This window comes from Acinetobacter sp. YH12241 (assembly GCF_013417535.1).
Lineage (GTDB): Bacteria > Pseudomonadota > Gammaproteobacteria > Pseudomonadales > Moraxellaceae > Acinetobacter.
In genome coordinates, this window is sequence record NZ_VPDQ01000008.1 from 105,929 (window position 1) to 130,206 (window position 24,278).

Here is a 24,278-nt window from a genome sequence, read left to right on the forward strand (position 1 = left end):
CCACAATTTAAATTTCGCTTATTTTGCCTCAACTACAGCAAAAAATTAACAACAGCGAAATTTATACACAATATATTTATGCAAAACAGACACAACTGTCTTAAAAGAACTCAGTCGTTTTTTGTTTCACTTCACTTGGGATTCTTGAAGGTTCACCTTCACTCATATAAGAGAATAACGCAGTCGTCGCCAACAGGCTGAGTACGGTAAAAATGATTACCAGCCAGGCCACAATTTTTTCCCAGACGGGGCTTGTACGTATCGGGCCATACTGATTGCTGCCTCTTGTTCCTGGAAAAAGCAGGATATAAATCCAGACAAACAGATTGATCAAAGGCACGAAGAATAGCAGCATCCACCAGCCACTGCGGTCCAGATCGTGTAAGCGTCGTACCGTAATCACAATACCGAAATACAGATAGACCAGCATGATCGCCAAGGCAAACAGGCTGGACAGGCCGTGCAGGGAAATTTGCCAGTTTGAATCTACCGATAGGCTGGCAATGTTCACAATATCAATACTTAAACCTAGCGCAATACTGCTGCATAAGAAAATAAACTGTGAAAATGCGGACCAGGCAATAAAACTCAAACGTCCAAATCGGCCCCTGATCGATAAGGGATGATCTGCTGCAGGAAAAGGAGGAGGGAAATAGGAAGGTTCAGTTGAATTCATGGGCAAGATCCTAAGCCTGTATAAAATACAGCGAGAGTGGGAGACTCATTTTATTTGACGATAGCAATATCTAGCTGACTTTGGCCATAGCTGAGCATTATCCGAAGTTATTCTGATTGAATTTGAATAAATAATCTACGACGAAAGCATGATTGTCGGATTTGAAATATGCAGTACATACTGCCATTATGCATAAAAAACAATCAACAAAATGCCATCAAGCTCTCGTGATGAGATAGAACAAGATCAAGGAAGCGAACAATGAAAGAAATCTATCCAGTACCAGTAGAATTTAAGAAAACCGCACGTACCACTGATACAGAGTATTTTGAGCGTTATCAGCAATCCATTGAACAACCGGATCAGTTCTGGGCTGAACAGGCACAGCGCCTGGACTGGATCAAACCTTTTACCCAGGTTAAAAATACCAGTTTTGATAAAGACAATTTTAAAATTGAATGGTTTGCAGATGGCCAGCTCAATGTCAGTGCCAACTGTCTGGATCGCCATCTTAAGGAACATCCTTATAAACCGGCGATTATCTGGGAAGGGGATCATCCATCCCGTCACAAGATTATTTCTTTTCATGAGCTTTATGATGAAACCTGCCGTTTCGCCAATGTCCTGAAAAAGAACGGAATTAAAAAGGGCGACCGGGTGGTGCTGTATATGCCAATGGTCTCGGAAGCCGCAATTGCCATGCTGGCCTGTGCCCGAATTGGTGCAGTGCATTGTGTGGTGTTTGGTGGTTTCTCACCTGATTCTCTGGCCAGCCGGATCGAAGACAGTCAGGCCAAAATGGTGATTACCGCAGATTCGGGCATGCGTGGGGGCAAAGCCATTCCACTGAAAGCCAATGTGGATGAAGCCCTGAAAGTCGCCGGTACCGAATCGGTTGAACATGTCATCGTTGTACATCGCACTGGCAATCCGGTGGAAATGCAACAGGGGCGTGATCTCTGGTATCACATGGAAATTATGACCGTGAATGAGATCTGTCCGCCTGAGCCGATGAATGCGGAAGATCCGCTGTTTATCCTGTATACCTCGGGTTCAACCGGAAAACCTAAGGGCGTACTGCATACCACAGGCGGCTATCTGACTTATGTGAACTGTACTTTCCGAGAAGTTTTTGACATCAAACAGGATGATGTGTTCTGGTGTACTGCCGATGTCGGCTGGATTACCGGGCATTCCTATGTACTGTATGGTCCGCTCTCTAATGGTACGACTACGGTCATGTTCGAGGGAGTGCCGCAATATCCGAGCTGGGCACGTACCGGACATATCGTCGACAAGCACAATGTGACCATTCTCTATACTGCACCGACAGCCATTCGTGCCATGATGCGTGAGGGGGATGCCTATGTACGGGAAAGTGATCGTAGCAGCCTGAGAATTTTAGGTTCGGTCGGTGAGCCGATTAACCCGGAAGCCTGGAACTGGTATTACTCGGTAGTCGGTGAAAGCCGCTGTCCGGTGATTGATACCTGGTGGCAAACCGAAACTGGTGGCTTCATGATTACGCCTTTACCAGGTGCGACCGACCTGAAACCGGGTTCTGCAACCCGGCCATTCTTTGGTGTGCAACCCGCCATTGTCGATGCAGAAGGCAAGGAAATTGAAGGGGTGGCAGAAGGGAATCTAGTAATTAAGGATTCCTGGCCCGGTCAGATGCGCACCATCTGGGGTGACCCAGACCGCTTTATTGACGCCTATTTCTCGACCTATCCGGGTACCTATTTTACTGGTGACGGCGCACGTCGTGATGAAGATGGCTATTACTGGATTACCGGACGGGTTGATGACGTACTCAATGTTTCAGGCCATCGTCTGGGTACGGCAGAAATTGAAAGTGCATTGGTTGCACATGAGGCAGTTGCCGAAGCTGCCGTAGTGGGTATGCCGCATGACATCAAAGGTCAGGGGATTTGTGCCTTTGTCACCTTGCAGGCAGGGACTGAAAGTACTGAACAGCTGCGCGGTGAACTGGTAGCTTGGGTACGTAAAATTTTAGGGCCAGTGGCAACGCCAGATGCCTTGCACTGGGCACCCGCTTTACCTAAAACCCGTTCAGGAAAAATTATGCGCCGGATTTTAAGAAAGATTGCTGCCAATGAACTGGACAGTCTGGGCGATACCTCGACTCTGGCTGAGCCACAAGTCGTGGATCAGTTAATTGCTGAAGTGCAGCGTAATCAGGCATAAGTTTAGGACGTTCAAATACCGGCATTATTTGCCGGTATTTTTGTCTCAGGAATAAGCTCTGCATGCTTTCGAATATAGTGCCAAGCTGCAATCTGCTAAGCTAAAACTATGCTGAACTTAGGTCAAAAGAATGAATGTACGACAACAATATCTAGATCAATCTCCCCTGCAAATTGCCCAGCAACTGACAGAAACTTTTGCTCAAACGGCCGCAGTTCGTGACAAGCAGGGCGGTAATCCTAAAGCCGAGCGTGATCTGATTCGCCAGAGCGGCTTACTGGGTCTGTCTATTCCGAAACAGTACGGCGGTCAGGAAGCAGACTGGCAGACAATTTTTAAAACCATTCAAATTATTGCCCGAGTCGATAGTTCATTAGCACATGTTTATGGGTTTCATCATTTGCTGATTGCAACGGTTCAATTATTTTCCCAACCAGAACAGTATGGCCCATGGTTTGAACAGACCGCTCGGGAAAACCTGTTCTGGGGCAATACCTTAAATCCACTGGACCGTCGTACTACCGCAACAAAAGTTGCTGAAAAAGAATATATTTTTGATGGCCATAAAAGCTTCTGTTCCGGCTCCATTGATTCCGATATCTTACTGTGCTCAGGCTATAACGATGCTGGAAAATTACTCATTGGGGTGATTCCAACAGCACGTAAGGGCGTAAGTTTTCTCGGTGACTGGAATAATATGGGTCAACGCCAGACCGATAGCGGCACCAGCCATTTTGAGCAGGTCAGAATTCATGAAAATGAATTGCTGTTAAATCCCGGTCCACTGAGTACACCGTATTCAAGCTTACGTCCATTGATTGCCCAGCTGATCTTTGTACACATGTTCCTTGGTGTAGCAGAAGGTGCGTTTGAAGTGGCCAAACAAACCGTACAGACTCAAAAAGCCTGGTCTAAATCACTGGTAGAAGAGGCTGTGAATGACCCCTTTACCCAGAAGCATTTTGCGGATTTTTATGTGCAGCTGGAAAGCGTCCGTCTCTTGGCAGATAAAGCGATTCAAACCTTACAAGTCGCTTGGGATCTGGGCAATGATCTCACTGCTGAGCAGCGTGGTGAAGTTTCAGTGGCGATTGCTACAGCCAAAATCGCGGCCACCAATACATCTCTCTATATCACCCAGAATATTTTTCAGGTGATGGGCGCGCGTGCGACCACAGCCAAACTGAATCTGGACCGTTTCTGGCGTAATGTTCGCACCCAGACCTTGCATGATCCGGTAGATTATAAATATCAGGAAGTTGGGGAATGGATATTGACCGGGAAAGTGCCTGATCCAAGTTTTTATTCTTAATATGAAAATAAAAAGCCTCCAATATTGGAGGCTTTTCATATTAGATGAAGTGATAGTTTCTTCTAAATCTGCTTAAAGGCTTCTATGGCTCGTACACGAGAGGCTTTTAAATCGACAATCGGTTTTGGATAATCCAGTTCCAGATCAGGATTTTTGGCATAAGGTTCATGAATGGATTTGGCATCCAGATGCGCCAGTTCAGGCACCCACTCGCGGATATAGTCTCCATTGGGATCAAACTTCAGGGACTGGCTGACCGGATTAAAAATCCGGAAGTAGGGCACAGCATCCATGCCGGTTGATGCGCACCATTGCCAGCCGCCATTATTCGCAGCCAGATCGCCATCAATCAGATGCTGCATAAACCAGCTTTCACCCAGTCGCCAGTCGATCAGCAAGTTCTTACACAGGAACATCGCAGTAATCATCCTGACCCGGTTATGCATCCAGCCAGTTGCCAGCATTTGCCGCATGCCAGCATCGACAATTGGAATTCCGGTCTGGCCTTGCTGCCAGGCAGCTAGATCTTCGGGGGCATTGCGCCACTGGATCTTATTGGTATTTTGCTTAAATGGTTGGTGTTTGGAGACACGTGGAAAATCAAACAGGGTCTGTAAATAGAATTCCCGCCACAAGAGTTCATCTAACCAGGTCTGCTGACCCACATCCTCAATCTGGAAATAGCCATCCTGAAAAAGAGCTTGCATACATTGGCGAACTGAAATAACACCGATATTCAGATAAGGGGAGAGGCGGCTGGTACCATCAACTGCTGGCAGATCACGGTCGGTTTTATAATGAGCCATTTTGTCCTCGATAAAATCATCGAGCAGATCCAAGGCAGCTTGATCCTCCGCAGGCCAAAGTTGGGCAGCATGCTCTACCACATAATCCGCTGAGAATTTTTCAAGATCAACATTGGGGAGCTTAGTTGATAATTGGATTGGATCTTGAGTTTCAATCTCAGGATAGCAGGTGGGTACATCCAGAATTAGCCGTTCATAGCACTTTTTCTTAAAGGCACTATAGACCTGATAGGGTTGATTGGACTGGTTCCGGATACTGCCGAGGGGAAACAGGGTGCGGTCATGATAGAGCTCGATCCTGATTTGCTGCTGTTCTAGTAATTGCTGCACCTGAGCATCACGTTCCAGTTCATTGACGCCAACTTCGATATTGGCATGCAAGCTTTCAATTTTCAGGGTTTGACACAGATTCAATATTTCTGGCGCTAAATTTTCCCACAAAGGAATATTCAATATGATCAGCGGGATATTCAGTTGCTGTAGCTGCTGTTTTAAATATTTGAGCCGACGCAGATAAAAATCAGTTTTGATCCGGGCATCCTGATGCAGTTGCCATTGTTCGGGAGAGAGGACTGCTAGCGCAATGCAAGGTCCTTGCTGAGTAGCATGCCAGAGTGCGGCATGGTCATGTATACGGAGGTCTTGGCGGAACCAGATCAACTGCATGGGAATAACGTTCTGAATCGGAATCAGATTATTTTATTCATTCCACCTGAAAATTCTGTATAGAAACGTAGATATGGGCAGAATGATCAGTTAAAAAACCGCCTATGGTATAAGCGGCTCTTTCATTTAACGCTGGTGAATATTTTCTAAGGTATCCACCAAGGTACGCGTGGTCTGGTCAATTTCATAATTGACTTCATCACCTACTTTGGCATTTTTCCAGGTGGTCAGACGCAAAGTTTCGGGAATCAGATCAATCGAAATTTCACTATTGGCGCGATCGACGCGATTGATGGTCAGGCTGCAGCCGTTCAGACCAATAAACCCTTTCAGGAAAAAGTATTTGATATTGCCATCCGGGATCTGAATATCGATATGGTAGGTTTCACCCCGATGTTCCAGATTTTTAATGATTGCTGTACCTTCGATGTGCCCATACAGATTATGCCCGCCATTTTCTGCACCGACTTTGGCAGAGCGTTCGACATTCACTTCATCACCCACTTGAAGAGATTTTAAGGTGGTGAGAGCAAGGGTTACATCGGAGATATCGAAGTGAATCTGATTTAGCTTCTGATCAATAGTCGTTACGGTGAGGCAGACGCCGTTGATCGCAACACTGGCGCCAATAAAGACATTCTGAAAAAACTGATTTTCGTTGCTCACGATAATGGTAATGAAGCCATTGCCCTGGCGAATATCCACGACTTTTTCCAAGCCTTGTACGATACCGGTATACATAATTTAAATTTCTATCTCATCGGGTTTGGCTTCATTCTAGTCAAGAATGAAGCAGGCGGCTATCTCTATGCCGAGAACACTGTGTTGCACAAAAAAAATCCCTCAAGCCGAGCCTTGAGGGAATGAATCGTTATGCTGAGCATTATTATAGTTTAAACGAGCTCAGCTTCTTGTTCTTCTTGTTGCTGTTCAGCTTGCTGCGCTTCCAGTTCACGCACGAGTGGCAAGACTTTTTCACCGAAATATTCCACTTCTTCAATAAAGTGCAGGAAGCCTGAAAGAACCAGATCAACACCGACTTTTTTCAGTTCGATGATACGTTCTGTAATCTGCTCTGGCGTCCCGATCAGGTTGGTACGGAAGCCATCGTTATATTGCACCAGATCTTCAAACGTAGATTTGGCCCAGTTACCTTCGCCTTCCTTACTGGCTGCGCCCGCTTCACGCGTTGCCTCACCGAAAGATTTCACCGCCTGAACATTGGCCTTGGCCACGATTTCTCGCAGTACTGCTTGCGCTTCCTCTTCGGTATCACGTGCAATCACAAATGCATTTACGCCAATTTTCACAGAGTGGTTGTTCGCTTTGGCTTTTTCACGAATATCATCGATCTGTTTTTTCAGCTCTTTAGGTGTATTGCCATTGGTGAAGTACCAGTCAGACACGCGAGATGCCATATCGCGTGCTGCCCGGGAACTTCCCCCCTGGAAGATTTCAATATGCGGTTTCTGTAGCGGTTTTGGACTCAAGGTATAGTCTTGGAACTGGTAGTATTTACCATCAAAACTAAAATTGTTTTGAGTCCAGACCCCTTTCAGGCTGCGAATAAATTCTTCTGAACGTGCATAACGTTCATCATGTTCCGGCCATTCTTCACCAATTGCATCAAACTCGCCACGGAACCAGCCACTTACGACATTAATCGCAATTCTGCCATTGGTCAGATGGTCAATGGTGGCCAGCTGCTTCGCTGCCAGCGCAGGCTTCCATGGACCCGGCAAGACCGCGGCAATCACTTTTAAACGTTCAGTTTTTGCCAGGATGCCGTGACTGAAACTCACTGATTCATGCTGGTTTTCAGCGTTATAGCCCGCAGTAAAACGGATCTGGGTCAGGGCATAGTCAAAACCTGCTTTCTCAGCAGTTTGCGCCAGACGGACATTATAGTCATAGCTCCAGTCAGTACGCTGTTCAATGTCGCTGACCACCAGACCGCCACTGACATTTGGAACCCAGTAAGCAAATACAATATTTTTATCTTGAGACATTATTCTTACCCTCTGAATGAAGCGGCTATTAAGCCACTTGAGTCTTTGGCACTTTCTTGCTGTGCAAACGGGATTCTGCGGCATCCAGACTTGGTACTGCAGCTGAAGGTAAAACTTCTTCCTGTTCGATTTGCTTGTTGATGCCTAGGTTCTGGTTGGCTTGCTGAGATTTTTCTTTAATAACCTCAGCACGCTGCCCCTTTGCTGGCGCCCATTCAAGGATTGGTAGGGCACGAGCCACTGCCAGGGTAATACGGGCACGGAGTAATTCGCTGTGAATGGTGTATTCAGGCGTAAAGTCACGATCTGTGGCATACACCCCGATTGGCAGAGTTTGTGCCTGGAAGAAGCTGAACAATGGGCGTAATTGGTGTTCAAGAACCAGCGCATGACGGTCACTACCACCAGAAGCTGCTAAAAGAACCGGTACATCTACCAGCGCCGTTTGTTCTACGAAGTCAAAGAAATGCTTGAACAGGCCCGTAAATGAAGCGCGGTAAACAGGCGTACCGACAATCAGGGCATCTGCTGCTTCAACAGCTGCCAAATCATCCTGCACGCGTTGCGGTAGCTGGTTACGGTAAATTGCACCACCTAAAAGCTGGCCAATTTCACTGAACTTGATGAAATGTACATTGATTGGCGTCGCTTCACCCAGTTCATCCAGAATGGCTTGAACCAGTGCTTCGGTTTTAGATGGGTGATTCAGGCCGCCAGAAACAGCCACGATGTTTAAAGGTTTTTGCTCGGAAAAATGGGACATGTGAAGTACCTAAAAATAGTTAAGCTCGGAATGGCCCTATTAATCCCGATTGCCGCAGTAGGTGTAAAATAACGAAATGCTGAAAAGTTATCTGATTTTTCTATATAAGCGGAAAATTTGCTTCTGAAACATAGAGAGCTGGATAAATAACTGATAACTATATTTATATTGAATAAAGATAAGCTATGCAGAATAGGAATAAATCATATATAAAAAAGTGATGAGAATTAAAGAATTATTGAAATAAGCCAAAATTTAAAAAAATTAAAGAAAAACTCCACATTATTTAAAAAATTGGCGATCTTGCATATCCATAAACTGGCTTGTGTGGTTAGAATAGGAGCTACTGTGCACAAGATCTCTCTCACGTCCTATGAATATTTTAATCGTTGATGATCATCCACTGTTTCGTCATGCTCTGATCCAAGCTGTTCGTTATAGTCTGCCACAAGCGCAGATTCATGAAACTGCAGCAGTCAATGAATTTTATGAACGTCTAGAAAATGGTCCTGAGCCTGATCTTGTCCTTCTGGATTTAAACCTGCCAGGTGCATCGGGCTTTTCTGCTCTGGTCCACGTTCGCGCACAATATCCTTCGATTCCAATTATTGTCGTTTCTGCTCACGAAGAAGCCAGCATTATCCAGCGTGCGATTGCACATGGTGCGATGGGCTATATTCCAAAATCTGCGCATCCAAGCCATATTGGTGAAGCGATTCGTGAAGTCCTCGAAGGGGAAATCTGGTTACCACCCAATCTGCCAGCCAACATGAATTTCGATCCGCGTGCTGCAGATGAAACTGCATTGGCAGAACGGATTCAGTCACTGACACCGCAACAGTTCCGTGTCTTGATGATGGTGGCCGAAGGCTTGCTGAACAAACAGATTGCTTATGAACTGGATGTTTCAGAAGCCACCATTAAAGCGCACGTAACAGCAATCTTCCGTAAGCTGGGTGTACAAAACCGTACCCAGGCGGTGCTTGCTATTAATGCCTTGAATATTGAAGAAAAGAAAATGTAAGGGATTTAACTTACAAAATAAAAAAGACCTCAGATGAGGTCTTTTTTATTTTGAGAATATTGCAGATTAAGCAATATAATCCTGTTTTTGGGTGACATCGGTACAGAACATGGGATTCAGTGCGGATTGCAATTCATCTATCTGTTCTTGAGTGACATAGCCTTTGGAGATGAGATATTCTGCCACACGGTCATCACGCAGACTCAGGAAAGTCGCATCATAAACACCAAGATCAACAAACAGGGCAGCAGTTTCCAGACTGTTAAAACGGTCCAGATAAACTTCATCTTCATACATCAGGAACACATGCTCGTCTGTACTATTCGGATCGACCTGTAGGTGCTCTGCCAGTTCATGTGGGCAAGTTTTGATAAAGAGCAGATCAGAGAGTTCATCAAATTGGGTTGTGTCCAGACAATCTTCTTCATTCTTTACTTTACCGAGCCACGCTTTAAAGACCAGAACAGCGCCACCACGCAGCAGCATACTCCAGATCTGATGACGGGTTTTTGCTGGTAAATCTTCGGCTTCCGCTTCCAGAGATTCAATCAACTTGTTTTCCTGTTCAGCCAGACGTTCAAATAAACCTAAACCTTGCGGTTTATAGGCATAGGGTTCAAAGACATCAAAATGCAGTTCATCGAAAACTTGCAGGGCTAAAGGAACTGCATGCTGATATAGGGTTTCAAGTGCCTGAATCTGGGTATCGTCGAGTTTGCTGTATTTAAACATTTGTGCCCAGTCGATGCTGGGTAATAAGGCATTAGCACCATATTGGCGATGGAATTGCTGAGTCTGTGCGGGAAGCTGAGCAATTGATTCATCGAGTTTCATTTTTATAACTCCTATCTAGCAGTGCAAATAGACCAGCTGCCAAAAGGATTTAGGCATTGTCAGATGGGAACTGATCGTTTCTTATACTGTCTATTTTTAGAACTAAGCCTGTTGTATTAAAAATACGACCAAAGTTCTATCTGCCATAAAATAGGATTAAAAATTAATTTAAAACAGAAACTTAAATAATTGTAACTAGGTGTACACATGTATATTAATAGATTTGGTGGCTTTCGCCATAGAGAATGCTGAAATGATAATTTTGAGCAATTTATCAGCAAGAATTATGTGAAATTTGGTGCTTTTGGCACATTGGCCAATTTTTTTTGCCAGTCAGGTAAAGATAGGTATTTATTCAGTATAAAAAATGCCCATCTTAAATCATTAAAATGGGCATTGAGATAAAAATAAAAAGTTCTAACTACCAGAGATTTTCAGACCGGATAACCAGGAACGAAGTGAAGCGGGTTTCAATGGTTTTTTCAGCAGGACAATATTTAAATCCTTCAGGCGCTGTGGCAGTTCCGGATCAGAATCTGCAGTAATCAATGCTACCGGAATATCACTACTACGATGTTCCAGAATAAAGTCCAGACCGATTTTATCCTGATTTAAATGCTGATCGACCAGCCAGACCTGAATATTTTCCTGCTGGATCATTTCGGCTGCCTGTTCTGGTTCGGTGGCTTTAAAGACCTGATAACCCCATTTGGTCAATAAGGTCGACATGCCTTCCAGAATGGTTTCATCATTGTCCAGACATAGAATCTTAAAGGCCTTGGACTTCAACGGCACAGCCTGAACAGGGGCGGCAACGACTTTCGGTGCTGCGGTCAGTGGCACTTCAATCATGAAGCAGGAACCTTTGCCCAGCTCGGAAGAAACATGAACTGGATAATCCAATAGACCAGTCATACGTTGCACGATGGCGAGACCAAGCCCCAGACCCTGTTCACCCCAAGGCGAAGTATGGCCACAACGCTCGAATTCCTGGAACAGCTTGATGCGCTGTTCTTCAGCAATACCGGGACCGGTATCCCAAACCCCGATCCGGATATGATTTGGCCGGTTGCTAGAACGCAGTACACCGACCACGACCTTACCTTTGGCGGTATAACGTAGGGCATTGCTGACAAAGTTCTGGATAATCCGGCGAATCCATTGTGGATCGGTGTCAATCCAGAACTGGGCATCATGCACTCGCAGTTTGATGCCACGTTGTGCCGCAATGGATTTGAATTGCAGTTCCAGATCACTTAATAAATCATGCAGTGGATAAGCCTGGCGTTTCGGCTGAATCGTACCGCCCTCCAGTCGGGCAATATCCAGCAGAGCTGAGAGCATGCTTTCTGCCCCATGCAGGGCACGATCCAGTTGCTGCAGGGTCTTGCGATCTTCTTCGCTTTGTACACTTTGCTCCAGCGCCGTACTGAACAGACGTGCAGCATGCATTGGCTGTAACAGGTCATGACTGGCGGCAGCAATAAAGCGGCTCTTGGACATATTGGCTTTGTCGGCTTGTTCACGCGCCAGTTGCTGTTCAGACAGGGCATCAGCGAGCTGCTGGGTACGATCCTGAACCCGGGCTTCCAGTAATGCTTCATTTTCACGGAAGGCAGTAATATCGGCAAAGGTCGTCACGAAACCACCGCCTTCAATTGGGTTACCCCGCATCTGAATCACGCGGCCATCTTTACGGATCCGTTCAAATTCATGCGCACTGCCGACCTGCATCCAGTGAATCCGTTTACGCACATGTTCTTCGACCGAGCCCGGACCACATTCACCGCGTTCAGCGTTATAACGGATTAGGTCAGCGATTGGACAGCCGACATAAACAATATCTTTTGGATAGTCGAACAGTTTCAGGTACTGGTTGTTCCAGGCGACCAGACACATATTTTCATCAACCACACTCACCCCTTGGGTCATATGGTCGATCATGGTCATGATCAGGTTCTGGTTAAAACGCTGCCATTGTGAGGCCTGATCCAGAATATTCGCCACCTGACCGAGGGCCAGGCCATTATTCACCATCGCGGTAGTCAGCAGGGTACGTGCCGAGGCTGCACCAATGGTACCGGCCAGATACTGCTCAGTAAAACGCCACCACATGCCATTGGCACTGCTATTTTCATTCAGTTCCACACTATTTTGAGCACAGAACTGCTGGAAGGCCTGCATGGTTGGACCTTCACCGGTAATGCGCTTGGCCAGCGTAATCAGGTCACCAACTTTTAAACGGGCCACATCCTGATGCGAGTAGCTGACATCAGTCGATGGACTTTGAGAAGGAAGCGGCTTGGTTTCATAGTAGAAGAAACTTTCCGCCTGAATCTGTTCAGCCACACTTGGACGGAACATCCGGGAAACCCAGATATATAGGAATGTGTTCAGACCTAGTGCCCAGACCACACCATGCGTTAAAGGATCAAAAGATTCGAAACCGATCAGGGCTTCAGGACGTAACCAGTTCCAGCCCAAAGGACCCTGTTCCAGAAAACTCTGGCTGAACTGCTGATAGGCTTCTGGCAGGCTGCGCAAAATCGTTGGTAATAGCAGGGTATACGACCATAAAGCGAAACCGGTCAGCAGGCCAGCATATACACCTTGCTTACTCCCGCCACGCCAATACAGACCACCAATCAGGGCAGGGGCGAATTGTGCCACGGCACTAAAGGCCAGCAGACCAAAGACTGAGAGCTGGTCAATATCATTAAAAAAGTTGAAGAACAGAAAGCCCATCAACATCACGGCTAGGATACAGATCCGGCGGGTAAATTTGAGTACCAGTGGTAAACGCTTGTCATGCCGTGAGATCAGGTTTAACCGCCAGAGCGCTGGCATGATCAGGTCATTACTCAGCATGATCGACAGGGCTACTGAAGACACCAGTAACATACCAGTCGAAGCCGAGAAACCGCCTAAGAAGGCCAATAAGGTCAGCCAGTCCTGATTATAGCTAAGCGGTAAAGACAGTACCGCGACATCTGGAATCGCTAAATATTGGGGAGCCGCATGCAGTGCCCAGCTGGCAATCGGGATAATTGCCAGTGTGGTCAGAATCAGATAAATGGCAAACCAGCGACGTGCACCACGGATATGTTTTTCATCCCGTAATTCAACCACTGCTACGTGGAATTGACGTGGCAAGCAGATAATCGCCAGTGCAGCCAACAGGGTCTGTACCCAGAAACTTTCCGGTACGCCAAACAGCTGTACATCATGGAAGGTTGACTGAATATCGCTACTGATCTGAGGCAGATTTTCTGGTGCTTCAAAAATAAAGAAACAGGCTACGGCCAGCAAGGCAAATAACTTAACAAAAGACTCAAAGGCGACAGCCAGCATCAGACCGCCATGCTGTTCGGTGTTGGCAATCTGCCGGGTACCGAAAATCATCGCCAGAATCGCCAGGACGCCAGTCAGGAACAGTACGCTATTGGTGGTACTGGCAATCCCGGCTGAAGGTTCCAGAATGACCGCCGCACTCAAGGCAATTGCACGTAACTGCAAAGCCAGATAGGGAATGATGGCAATCACCGCCAGAATGGTGACCAGCGAAGCCAGAGGCCCACTCTTACCATAACGTGCAGCGACGAAGTCGGCGATAGAGGAAATCGCATGATGCTGGCGTACCCGTCCCAGACGGCGCCAGATATCGTAACCAATCGCGACAAAGAGCAGGGGACCAAGATAGATCGGCAGGAAAATAATTCCTTCACGAACCGCAGCACCGGTCGCGCCATAAAATGTCCAGGAAGAACAGTAGACGCCTAAAGTTAAACTAAACAATAGCATGCGGCCACGGGTACTCAGCCGGCTGGCATGTTTTTCCCCATAGAAAGCGCAAGTAAAGAGTAAAGTGATATAGAGGGCGAGCACCCCTATGATGAGCCAACTGTTCATATAGCCTGATGTGTACTGTGCATGACGCTATGATACCGCATCATGCACTCAGCAGTTTAAATTGATCATTTTTTAACGACCAAAGTCTAAATTACAAGTCATTCTAAATGTTGTTATTTTGCAACAGTGATAATTCGAATTAAAAAATAGTAAGCCCATGGTGGGGCTACAGGAGTGTAACTATGGATGAGGCCCAAGTAGAAAGAATTCTACAGAATCCCAAATTCAAAGAAATGGTACGTAGAAAAAGTACGCTGAGCTGGACCTTAACCGGCATCATGCTATTTGTCTATGTCGGTTTCATGTTGCTTGTTGGCTACAACAAAGAATTTCTATTGTCTTCAATTTCTGGCGGTGTAACGACCTGGGGTGTACCTCTAGGTATCGGTATCATTATTTTGTCTTTTATATTGTGCTGGGTGTATTCCTACATTGCCAATAACAAACTTGATCAGCTGAACAGAGAAGCAATTCAGGAAGTGGAAGCGATTACAAAAGAAAAGGGGCAACACTAAGATGAAAGGGATTTCATATCAAGCGCTTGCTGCTGCAGCGCTGACCTTGCTCAGCTCGGCAATGGCATTTGCTGGACCAGATCTGGGTGCTGCGGAGCAGCAAGCGACCAACTGGCACGCGATTATCATGTTTGTGATTTTCGTTGGAGCAACCTTATTTATTACCAAATGGGCTGCCAAACAAACCACAAATACTAATGATTTCTATACTGCCGGCGGCGGGATTTCTGGCTTCCAGAACGGTCTGGCCATTGCTGGTGACTTCATGTCTGCAGCATCTTTCCTCGGTATTTCCGCGATGGTATTCCTGTCCGGTTTTGACGGATTGCTGTACTCACTAGGCTTTATGGTGGGTTGGCCAATCGTTTTATTCCTGGTGGCAGAACGTTTGCGTAACCTGGGTAAATTTAACCTGTCTGATGTAGTGTCGTTCCGTCTGGAAGAAAAACCGGTGCGTACTCTAGCTGCATTAAGTTCACTGGTTGTGGTTGCGTTTTACCTGATCGCACAGATGGTAGGTGCAGGTCAGTTGATCAAGTTACTCTTCGGTCTGAACTACAATATTGCTGTGGTGATTGTTGGCCTGTTGATGATGGCTTATGTAATCTTCGGTGGCATGCTGGCAACGACCTGGGTACAGATCATTAAAGCAGTAATGCTGTTGTCTGGTGCGACATTTATGGCTTTCATGGTAATGAAGGGCGTAGGTTTCAGCTTTACCAATATGTTTGAACAATCGATTCAGGTTTACTCTAAAGTACATGACCTGAGCCTTGCAGATGCAACCAAGATTATGGGTCCGGGTAATCTCGCTTCGAATCCGGTCGATGCGATTTCTCTTGGTCTGGCGCTGATGTTTGGTACAGCAGGTCTGCCACATATCCTGATGCGTTTCTTTACAGTAAAAGATGCCAAAGAAGCACGTAAATCAGTGGTGGTTGCAACAGGCTTTATCGGTTACTTCTACCTGTTAACCTTCATTATCGGTTTCGGTGCGATTCTATACGTAGCGAACAACCCGCAGTTCCTGGACATTGCAAAAATGGCAATCACAGGCAAGCTAGAGCTGGTGGGCGGTAACAACATGGCCGCGGTTCACCTGGCAGATGCTGTGGGTGGTGACCTGTTCATGGGCTTCATTTCTGCAGTGGCATTCGCAACCATTCTTGCGGTAGTTGCAGGTTTGACCTTGTCAGGTGCTTCAGCAATTTCACATGACTTGTATGCAAACGTATTCAAGAAAGGCCGTACTACACCTGAATCTGAACTGCGCATGTCTAAAATTGCAACTCTTGGTCTTGCTATCTTTGCGATGATTCTGGGAATCCTGTTCGAGAAGCAAAACGTTGCCTTCATGGTGGGTCTGGCATTCTCGGTAGCCGCATGTGCCAACTTCCCGGTACTGGTTCTGTCTATGTTCTGGAAAGGCCTGACCACACGTGGTGCTGTCATTGGTGGCGTGGTTGGTTTGGTGACTGCAGTAGTACTGATCATACTGTCTAAAGCAGTTTGGGTAGATACTTTCGCGATTTCAGATACACCAGTCGTTCCATTTAATGGTCCTGCATTATTTGCAATGCCACTGTCTTTCTTCTGCTGCTGGTTCTTCTCCATCACAGACCGCTCAGTGAAAGCACAAGCAGAACGCAAAGCTTTCGATGCACAGTTTGTTCGCTCACAAACAGGTATTGGAATCTCAGGTGCATCTGATCACTAAGATCTGATGTCCTAAAAAAGCCTCCTGATGGGGGCTTTTTTTATAGCGATAAAATACCTGAGCTACCCAATGAAATACTTTGGGATAGGTTATCTAAAATTAAATACAGCTATTTTTAACTGAGATTTCAATGATTTTTATACAATCCTGTTTCTAACCATCAGCTAGATCATGCTATGTTAAGCCAGCGATAACAATAATGATGCTCGACAGGACATCAAGACAAATCTCATGAAGCACTCCCTGCTACGATTCTGGACCCATTTTAAGTATCTGCCTTCTGCCTGGCTGCTATGCCTGCAGTTACTGATTCTGATTCTGTCGATGCTGAGTTATGACAGCGTTTCTTATCGCGCGGGTACATGGATGCTGGGGGTGGTGGTCTTGCTGGTGATTGCCAAGGTAATTCGTCAGACTCCGATGTTTACCATTCTGGGACTCATCTTTGTCGCAGGGGCCATCTTCTTTTCGTCATTAATTGTGTTGGGGCTGCGCTATACCTGGATCATGATCGTCGCGCATCTGTTTGAAGCCAGTGCCTACTTCAGTGCAGCGTATGGCCTGTTACGTTATATGTTTCATGACCGTTATCTGACCAAAGACGAACTATTTGCAGCGGGAGCAGTTTTCACATTGCTGGCTTGGGGCTTCGCTTTTCTCTATAGCATTTGCCAGTTATGGGTACCTTACAGCTTCTCGGATCCAGATCTAAAAGCTTATCAGCCGTGGCTGGATCTACTCTTTCTGAGTTTTAGTGTGCAGTCTGCTACAGGATTATCTGATGTGATGCCGGTCAGCCCGGTCGCACGGATGCTGGCCATTATCCAGATGTTTGTCGGGGTAATGTATCTGGCCTTGATTGTTTCCCGTCTGATTGCCTTACAGTATATTTCTCATCTTCCTAAACAGACTCATATACAACATAAGCATAGAAAGCCTGAGGAATAGAACGTACAGAGCTGCATAGCTTGGTTACAGTAACTTAACGGCTTTATTTTCCTGAATATTTTAAAATCTTAAGGTCCAAAACGTATCTTTGATCGTAATTCTCTCGATCAGAATGTTTTTACTTATCAATAATGATTCAAGCCTCCCGGCATCCAATCTATTAAAAAAATGGGGGATCTATGCCTTCCAAACCTTCATCCTGGTTTGCCAATATCAATCCGAATGTCTTTATTAGTACAGTGGTGATTATCGCCATTTTTTTGGGACTGGTAATACTGGCACCTGATTCATTCGACCTGTTGACCAAGCAAATGAATGCGTGGATTACCACTTCATTTAGCTGGTTTTATGTCCTCTCCGTGGCGATCTTCCTGATTGTCCTGATTTATATTGCCCTGTCTGATATGGGGAAAATCAAACTCGGGCCCGACCATAGTCAGCCAAAATACAGCCAGGCATCCTGGTTTGCCATGCTGTTTACCGCAGGTATGGGAATTGGCCTGATGTTTTTCGGTGTTGCCGAACCGGTTATGCACTATGTCACACCGCCTGCTGGTGAACCGGAAACTGTACTGGCCGCGCAGCAAGCTATTCGCGTGACTTTCTTCCACTGGGGCCTGCATGCCTGGGCGATTTACACCATTGTGGGTCTGTCATTGGCCTATTTTGCGTATCGACATAATCTGCCTTTAAAAGTTCGCTCCGCCTTATATCCACTGATCGGCAACCGGATTCATGGCCCAATCGGAGACGGGGTAGATACTTTTGCCACCTTAGGGACAGTATTTGGGGTTGCGACAACTTTAGGTTTTGGGGTGACTCAGATTAATTCGGGTCTGAATTACCTATTTGGAGTTGAGCAGACCCCCAGTACTCAGGTCATTTTGATTATTGCCGTCACTGTAATGGCATCAATGTCCGTATTTTTTGGTTTGGATAAGGGCATCAAACGCCTGGCTGAACTGAATCTGCTGCTTGCTTTACTGTTACTCATCTTTGTTTTTGTTACCGGTCCAAGTATCTATCTTCTGCAGACCACTATCCAGAATTCTGGACAGTATGTTGCAAACCTGTTCAGTATGACCTTCAATCTGTATGCCTATCAGCCTAGTGGCTGGATTGGTGGCTGGACCATTATGTATTGGGCCTGGTGGATTTCCTGGTCACCATTTGTCGGGATGTTTATTGCCAGAGTATCCGAAGGCCGCAGTATCCGTGAGTTCATTGTTGGGGTTCTACTGATTCCTACCGGATTTACCTTAATCTGGATGGGCTTTATGGGCAATGCTGCATTATTCAGTATCATGCATGAAGCCAATACTAATCTGCTTGAGGCAGTACAACGTGACTCCTCTGTAGCGCTGTTCGAATTTTTAGGTAATCTGCCATTTAATTCAGTCACCAGTATTATTGCTACGGTATTGGTTATCCTGTTCTTTGTCACTTCAGCAGATTCTGGATCATTAGTCACGGATTATCTCACGGCGAAAACCGAGAATTCACCGACTTGGCAGCGTCTGTTCTGGACCGTGTTAATGGCTTTATTGGCCATCATTCTGTTACTGGCAGGCGGGCTGGAAGCCCTGCAGTCGGCTACGATTATGAGTGCCTTACCGTTCACATTCATTATGCTGCTGATTTGCTGGGGACTGATTAAGGCCCTGCATCTGGATGTAACGAAAATGCATGCGCTACAAGCTGCGCGTATTACCCCACGGGCCATTCAGAACCCGCGTAGCTGGCAACAGCGACTCGGTTTAATTATGCATTATCCGCATACGCATGATGAAGTACGTGATTATATTGATACGATGGTCAGCAAAGCTTTTAACAGTTTTCAGGCTGAACTGAAACGTCGTCACATCCAGGTGAAAATCTTTAAACTGGAAGATGGGATCGAGTTACGTGTCGATCATCAGAATGAAATGAACTTTATTTATCAGGTCATTGCTACCCAGACTTTAGCACCGAGCTTTATGCCGGATGCAGATTCTCCGCAATCTTATCAGGCAGAAGTCTTTTTAAGGGAAGGGGGGCAAAATTATGATGTAATGGAATGGACTCAGGAAGATTTAATCCAGGACATCATTGACCAATATGAGCGCCATTTGCATTTTTTAAGTCTGGTCCGTTCTCCAGAATAAATATTTGATCCAATAAAAAAGGACGCTGATGCGTCCTTTTTTTACTCAGTCACTAATTCAGAAATTAGAAACGGAATTTAGCATTTAAGCCTACAGTTTGTGTATCACGAACTACATCATTTTGAGCAAGATTTGCTTCGTAGTTTGAGTTCACATAACTAGCACCTACAGCAACTGCTGGAGTGATGAAGTAGTTTACGTTTGCGCCCCAAGCTTTGTCTGGAGAGTTAGCGTAGCTAGATTCCATATAAGATGCACCAACGCTTAATTTAGGGTTGATGTACAAAGTAGTACCTAGGTTGTAAGCAGTATCTTCACCATAAACTAAGCCGCTTTCGAAGCCAAGTGACATGTTAGTGCCGTCAATTGCGCCTACATATTTAGTACGAGCAGTGATTGCATCTTGGTCTTCAGCGATTGTTTGAGACTCAATAGCAGCTTTAGCAACGCCATTGTTGAACATGTTGAAAGCGTCATAAGAAGTTTGGTCTGCAACGCTTGTGTAACCTACAGCTACCAGGAAGTTAGGAATAGGAAGTACACCTACTTCTAATGCATAACGGTCGCCATTGTCATCTGGGTTACCAGCTTTGCTATCAGTGATAGTATGGCTATAAGAAGCGCTTGCATAAGCAGGAACAACTTTAGTTGGGATGTAAGCTTCACCTTTTGCACCAAAAGTATGGTGTACAGTACGATCACCAAATTCTTGTCCGTTTTCGCCGTATGTATAAGCAGCAGAAACATTAGATGCCTGGTTGATGAAAGCAGCTTCAGCTAAAGGACCTTTAGAAGCGTCTACATCTTTGAAGTAGTAAGTACCTTGAACAGCGCCAGTGAAGTCTTTGTCATTCGCAGTGTTGTCGATGTACTCTGACTGACCTTGAACTTCAAATTGATATGCTTGAGCACCGGTCATGGCTAATAATAAAGCAGTGGCTAAACCGAGTTTTTTCATGATATTTACCATTTTGTTACAAAAGATGTACAACAGGAACGTATTGTATTGTGACAATTTATTAAGTCAATCCAATTCGAAATCGCTATTTTTTTGTACAAAATCATTGTATTGATTTTGTTTAATAGTCTTTTAATTAGAAAATTTAGTTATTTTAGAAAAAAGCTTAAATAACAATGTTGTATACTAAATAAATTGTTACATCTAATCAGGAAAATGAATTAATAAAGGATTTTTTGATTGTTTAATTAAGTTGAATAGTGGATTTTAATTCAAAAAACCAATTTATTTATCATGAAAATAATCATGTTTATTACACTGAATTTAAGAGAGGCGTAAAAACTGTAATATAAAGCAAATTTATGAAAGAATTGATCGGTTTAGCGACAAAATCAGGGTTATAATGTGATGTATTTCACTGTTTTGTCTATAAATTGTGATATGTCATAAATCCTAGTAAATTAATGTGCTTTACATTGTTACCAAATTGACTGATAATAAAAAAATCAGGTTAGAGTTCATGTTTTTACATGATAATTTGACTGATTCTCCACATATTTTTGTTTTTATCGGCCCAGCTTTCCCCAAGGTTGGGCTTTTTTTTGCCAGAATTTTTTAGAAGCATCAGTCTACGGATTAGTTCATAAAAGAAGATTAGAAAAACTAGTATAGAAAGCCGTCAAAGATGATTCTTAAGTGCACCTTAATGGTGCATTATTTCAATTTAAAAATTGCTTCGTTCTATAAAGTTGCAAAAAAAAACCTCAATTTCTATATAAAATTGAGGTTTTTTCGCCAAAATTTGCGGGTAAATCAAAAAATCTGCTGAGGAATAATTTAACTCGCCCTAATGCAGTGCATTATGCACCTAATTGTTGCACGTGTAAATAGTTCAGAAAGCGAGTTTTTTAATTTTCTTATATTTTAAATTATGAAATTTTCATTCTTATTTATATTTTAGTGATAACAGATGAAAAATCCTGAAAATATAAAGAGTTAAAACCTTTAAGAACATAAGGAAAACCTTCTGAAAATCAAAGCAATTGGGAAGAAATATTGATGATGAGTAGGCGTTTATTTGTATAATCTATCTACTATTAAATGGGGAGTCCTTGATTCATGTGAAGGACTAAAAATCAAGATGAATACTTTGCGCTCTGAGAAAATCAGCAAACATCTGTACTGGTCGATGTCGATCATTATTTTATGTTTATTGTGTATTTGTATTCCCTTAATTATTGATAGTAGTCAACATTATTTAAAATCAAAACAAACCTATCAGCAGCTTTATGCCTTACAACAGGTCACCGATCTCTCCAATAAAATCTCCCGGGAACGGGCACCTGCCAACAAAGTAATGTCTAGCTCGGTTGAGGAATTTGCCAAACATCAGCAGAAGTTAAGCGATTACCGTCAGGAAGTCGATCAACAGATGCAAATTACGGCTCAGGCACTTGATCAGGTTGGTTTTAATCACCTAAGCCAGCAACTTTTATCTGAGTTAAAGCCTAGTCTGCAATATGGGCGTAAGCAGGTCGATCTCTATACTCAAATACCTCGCCCGGAACGTACTGCACAGGAAATGGATCAGGCCATTCTCGCCATGTTTAGTGCCTGGGATAGCAGTCGTAAAATTCTGAAAGGAGTAGTGATTGCCTCTGCTACGCCATCTGCCCGTTTGGATAATTACATGAGTGAAATCCTGTTTTTATCTGATCTCAGGGATCAATCGGGTCGGGTAGCGTCAAATGTCATGGCACATGTGACATTTGGAACCCAGATTCCAGAGCAAAACATTACCCGTTCCTTGCAGGTCCAGCATCAGGTACGTTATCTCTGGGATATTATTGATACGCTACAGCCTGTTCAGGACAAAACTGATGAATTTATTCGTTTACATCAGCGGGTCGGAACTGAATTTATCCAGCAAGGTTTACCGATTGTGGAGCGACTGATTGAAGATAGCCGCCAGCAGCGTCCTTATTATTTAACTGGAACCCAGCTGACTGAAGCCATTGTAGATAAATTTACAACAGTGATTGATTTGCAGAACTATTTACTGCAATACACCAAAGATGTGGCTATTAAGGAAATGCGCCATGGTCTGAATCATTTGATCTGGACAGTGGCCTTATCTGGAATTTCCCTGATTACGGCAATTTTGACCATGATTTTTGCGCGTAAACGCATCTTTATTCCTTTAATTCGCGCACGTAAAATTTTATTTGATTTGTCCACTGGGTCTGAACGGAAGCAAGCACCATCAAAACTAAAAACAGACCGGCCTACTGAATCCTTATTTACAGCAATTCAAAAACTGCAGCATACGCTGCAAGAGCGTGAAGCATTAGAATTTCGACTGAAAAATATTGCCCATTCCGATTCCCTGACTGGACTGGCTAACCGTTTTGCGCTCGATGAATATATCCGTTTTATGGAAACGCATCCGACCCAGTTTAAGCGAACCTGCCTGATGATTATTGATATTGATCACTTCAAACAGGTCAATGATCAATATGGGCATATTATTGGTGATCAGGTTATTCAGCTGGTTGCAGAACGCTTAAAAGCCAATGTTCGAGCTTCGGATCTGCTGGTTCGCTATGGCGGTGATGAGTTTCTGGTCCTGATTGAAAATATCGAGATGCAGCATGCTTTCATGCTGGCGAATAAAATCCGGACCGAAGTCGCTGAACATTCTATTCTGACCGCAGCTGATGAAGATATTCATGTATCGGTGAGTATTGGGGTAGCGATTGGTGCAGAGTCATGGATTGCTTTACTGGAACAGGCCGATGAGGCGTTATTTAAGGCCAAAGCCAAAGGACGTAATGTGGTGGCTGAGGTTTAAACCACTTAACTGAATTTTTTAAGCTAAACAGTCTGAAGAGTCATAATTTTATAATTTATATTGTTAAAAAATAAAGTAAATTTCATTGAAGTTTTTAAAAAATATAAAAATTTAGGGGATCTTAAAATGAGTAAAAATTGTATTTTCTGTCAAATGGTAAAAGGGGAATTGCCATGTCATTTAATCGATGAAAATGATGATTTTATGGCATTTCTTACTATATTTCCCAATACATTGGGCGCAAGCGTGGTGATTCCAAAACAGCATTATTCCAGCTATGCCTTTGAACTGAGTGACCAGGTGCTGACAAATCTGGTTTTATATACCAAGCAGGTAGCTCTAAAATTGGATCGTTATTTTGATGACGTTGGCCGAACAGCAATGGTGTTTGAGGGATTTGGCGTCGATCATGTGCATGCCAAGCTATTTCCAATGCATCAGACTAAAAATACCCATGAAAAATGGCAGCCAATTAATTCTTCGATCGATAAGTATTTTGATGCTTATGAGGGATATATTTCATCACATGATGCTCGAAGGGCGGATGATCAAGCGCTGGCACAATTGGCTGAAAATATTCGCTCAATCGCATAGTCAAAAATAAAAGCCCCCTCTTTTTAAAAGAGGGGCACTCTCCACTGCTGTCCCATAGTTTGCTTTAAATAAAAAAACCTGAGTCCTAACAGTTAAAATATGAGTGCAAACAAACACTTTAACGACCAGGATTCAGGTTTTGTCACATCAGAATACCGTATTTCATGAGCTAATTAAACCTGTTGTGCGACAGGATTTTGAACAACTTGCTAAAGTACACCATGTTGGACAGAAATTTAGAGCGGCTTCCCGGTGGGATCAGTTTATTGCCATATTGATGTCTCAATTCTCTTGTAGGCAAAGTCTGAGAGATATTCAATCCAATTTGGAGTGCCAACAGGAAA

18 protein-coding genes are annotated in these 24,278 nt (G+C 44.4%); 10 read left to right on the top strand and 8 right to left on the bottom strand.

The genetic code is table 11. The features are described 5' to 3' along the window. Nucleotides 1-100: 100 nt before the first annotated feature. Nucleotides 101-676 (bottom strand): DUF805 domain-containing protein, encoded by a 576-nt coding sequence (locus tag FTV18_RS06945; RefSeq protein WP_180017253.1) that lies wholly within the window; start codon nt 674-676, stop codon nt 101-103. Between the two features lie 261 nt (nt 677-937). Here FTV18_RS06945 and acs point away from each other — a divergent pair, with 261 nt between their 5' ends. Both acs and FTV18_RS06955 read left to right on the top strand, forming a co-directional pair. Continuing rightward, entirely contained in the window at nt 938-2,884 is a 1,947-nt protein-coding gene (acs, locus tag FTV18_RS06950) for an acetate--CoA ligase (RefSeq protein WP_180011081.1), read from the top strand. Between the two features lie 130 nt (nt 2,885-3,014). Next, nucleotides 3,015-4,196, top strand: a complete 1,182-nt coding sequence (locus FTV18_RS06955) for an acyl-CoA dehydrogenase family protein (RefSeq protein WP_180017251.1) — start codon at nt 3,015-3,017, stop codon at nt 4,194-4,196. Between the two features lie 62 nt (nt 4,197-4,258). Here FTV18_RS06955 and FTV18_RS06960 read toward each other — a convergent pair whose 3' ends face one another. The 4 genes from FTV18_RS06960 to msuE form a co-directional block, all read right to left on the bottom strand. Further along, a complete protein-coding gene (locus tag FTV18_RS06960) occupies nt 4,259-5,668 on the bottom strand; it encodes a deoxyribodipyrimidine photo-lyase (protein WP_180017249.1) in 1,410 nt (469 codons plus the stop codon). 126 nt (nt 5,669-5,794) lie between these two features. After that, on the bottom strand, nt 5,795-6,409 hold the full coding sequence (locus tag FTV18_RS06965) for a riboflavin synthase subunit alpha (RefSeq protein WP_159123803.1): 615 nt from the start codon (nt 6,407-6,409) through the stop codon (nt 5,795-5,797). 152 nt (nt 6,410-6,561) lie between these two features. Next, nucleotides 6,562-7,677, bottom strand: a complete 1,116-nt coding sequence (sfnG, locus tag FTV18_RS06970; protein WP_180017246.1) for a dimethylsulfone monooxygenase SfnG — start codon at nt 7,675-7,677, stop codon at nt 6,562-6,564. A 28-nt stretch (nt 7,678-7,705) separates the two neighbouring features. Then, nucleotides 7,706-8,440, bottom strand: coding sequence for an FMN reductase (gene msuE, locus FTV18_RS06975; protein ID WP_180002606.1), 735 nt, complete (start codon nt 8,438-8,440; stop codon nt 7,706-7,708). A 373-nt stretch (nt 8,441-8,813) separates the two neighbouring features. Here msuE and FTV18_RS06980 point away from each other — a divergent pair, with 373 nt between their 5' ends. Next, nucleotides 8,814-9,464, top strand: a complete 651-nt coding sequence (locus FTV18_RS06980; RefSeq protein ID WP_004781530.1) for a response regulator transcription factor — start codon at nt 8,814-8,816, stop codon at nt 9,462-9,464. A gap of 66 nt (nt 9,465-9,530) precedes the next feature. On the opposite strand, the gene FTV18_RS06985 is transcribed toward FTV18_RS06980, so the two are convergent. Together FTV18_RS06985 and FTV18_RS06990 are read right to left on the bottom strand one after the other, a co-directional pair. After that, the gene (locus tag FTV18_RS06985) at nt 9,531-10,298 is read right to left on the bottom strand and encodes a hypothetical protein (RefSeq protein ID WP_005232645.1); all 768 of its coding nucleotides are present in this window, start codon (nt 10,296-10,298) and stop codon (nt 9,531-9,533) included. Between the two features lie 417 nt (nt 10,299-10,715). Beyond that, on the bottom strand, nt 10,716-14,207 hold the full coding sequence (locus tag FTV18_RS06990) for a PAS domain-containing hybrid sensor histidine kinase/response regulator (protein WP_159123807.1): 3,492 nt from the start codon (nt 14,205-14,207) through the stop codon (nt 10,716-10,718). A gap of 182 nt (nt 14,208-14,389) precedes the next feature. Between FTV18_RS06990 and FTV18_RS06995 the strand changes: the two genes are divergently transcribed. The 4 genes from FTV18_RS06995 (at nt 14,390) to FTV18_RS07010 (ending at nt 19,531) form a co-directional block, all read left to right on the top strand. Next, nucleotides 14,390-14,722 carry a DUF485 domain-containing protein gene (locus FTV18_RS06995; RefSeq protein ID WP_004781535.1) on the top strand — a complete coding sequence of 111 codons (333 nt, stop codon included), beginning with the start codon at nt 14,390-14,392 and terminating at the stop codon, nt 14,720-14,722. A gap of 1 nt (nt 14,723) precedes the next feature. Next, entirely contained in the window at nt 14,724-16,439 is a 1,716-nt protein-coding gene (locus FTV18_RS07000) for a cation acetate symporter (protein WP_159123808.1), read from the top strand. Between the two features lie 231 nt (nt 16,440-16,670). Continuing rightward, the gene (locus FTV18_RS07005) at nt 16,671-17,387 is read left to right on the top strand and encodes an ion channel (RefSeq protein ID WP_159123809.1); all 717 of its coding nucleotides are present in this window, start codon (nt 16,671-16,673) and stop codon (nt 17,385-17,387) included. Between the two features lie 179 nt (nt 17,388-17,566). Then, the gene (locus FTV18_RS07010) at nt 17,567-19,531 is read left to right on the top strand and encodes a choline BCCT transporter BetT (RefSeq protein ID WP_180017244.1); all 1,965 of its coding nucleotides are present in this window, start codon (nt 17,567-17,569) and stop codon (nt 19,529-19,531) included. Nucleotides 19,532-19,595: 64 nt separating this feature from the next. Here the strand turns inward: FTV18_RS07010 and omp33-36 are convergent, their stop codons facing one another. After that, nucleotides 19,596-20,489: a porin Omp33-36 gene (gene omp33-36, locus FTV18_RS07015; protein ID WP_180017242.1), complete on the bottom strand. Its 894-nt coding sequence runs from the start codon at nt 20,487-20,489 to the stop codon at nt 19,596-19,598. 1,141 nt (nt 20,490-21,630) lie between these two features. Between omp33-36 and FTV18_RS07020 the strand changes: the two genes are divergently transcribed. The 3 genes from FTV18_RS07020 to FTV18_RS07030 form a co-directional block, all read left to right on the top strand. Next, a complete protein-coding gene (locus FTV18_RS07020; protein WP_180017240.1) occupies nt 21,631-23,340 on the top strand; it encodes a GGDEF domain-containing protein in 1,710 nt (569 codons plus the stop codon). Nucleotides 23,341-23,466: 126 nt separating this feature from the next. Further along, nucleotides 23,467-23,934: an HIT family protein gene (locus FTV18_RS07025; RefSeq protein WP_159123813.1), complete on the top strand. Its 468-nt coding sequence runs from the start codon at nt 23,467-23,469 to the stop codon at nt 23,932-23,934. A 139-nt stretch (nt 23,935-24,073) separates the two neighbouring features. Further along, nucleotides 24,074-24,278, top strand: a 205-nt coding sequence (locus FTV18_RS07030) for a DUF4372 domain-containing protein (protein ID WP_180010975.1), incomplete at its 3' end; no start/stop codon positions are given.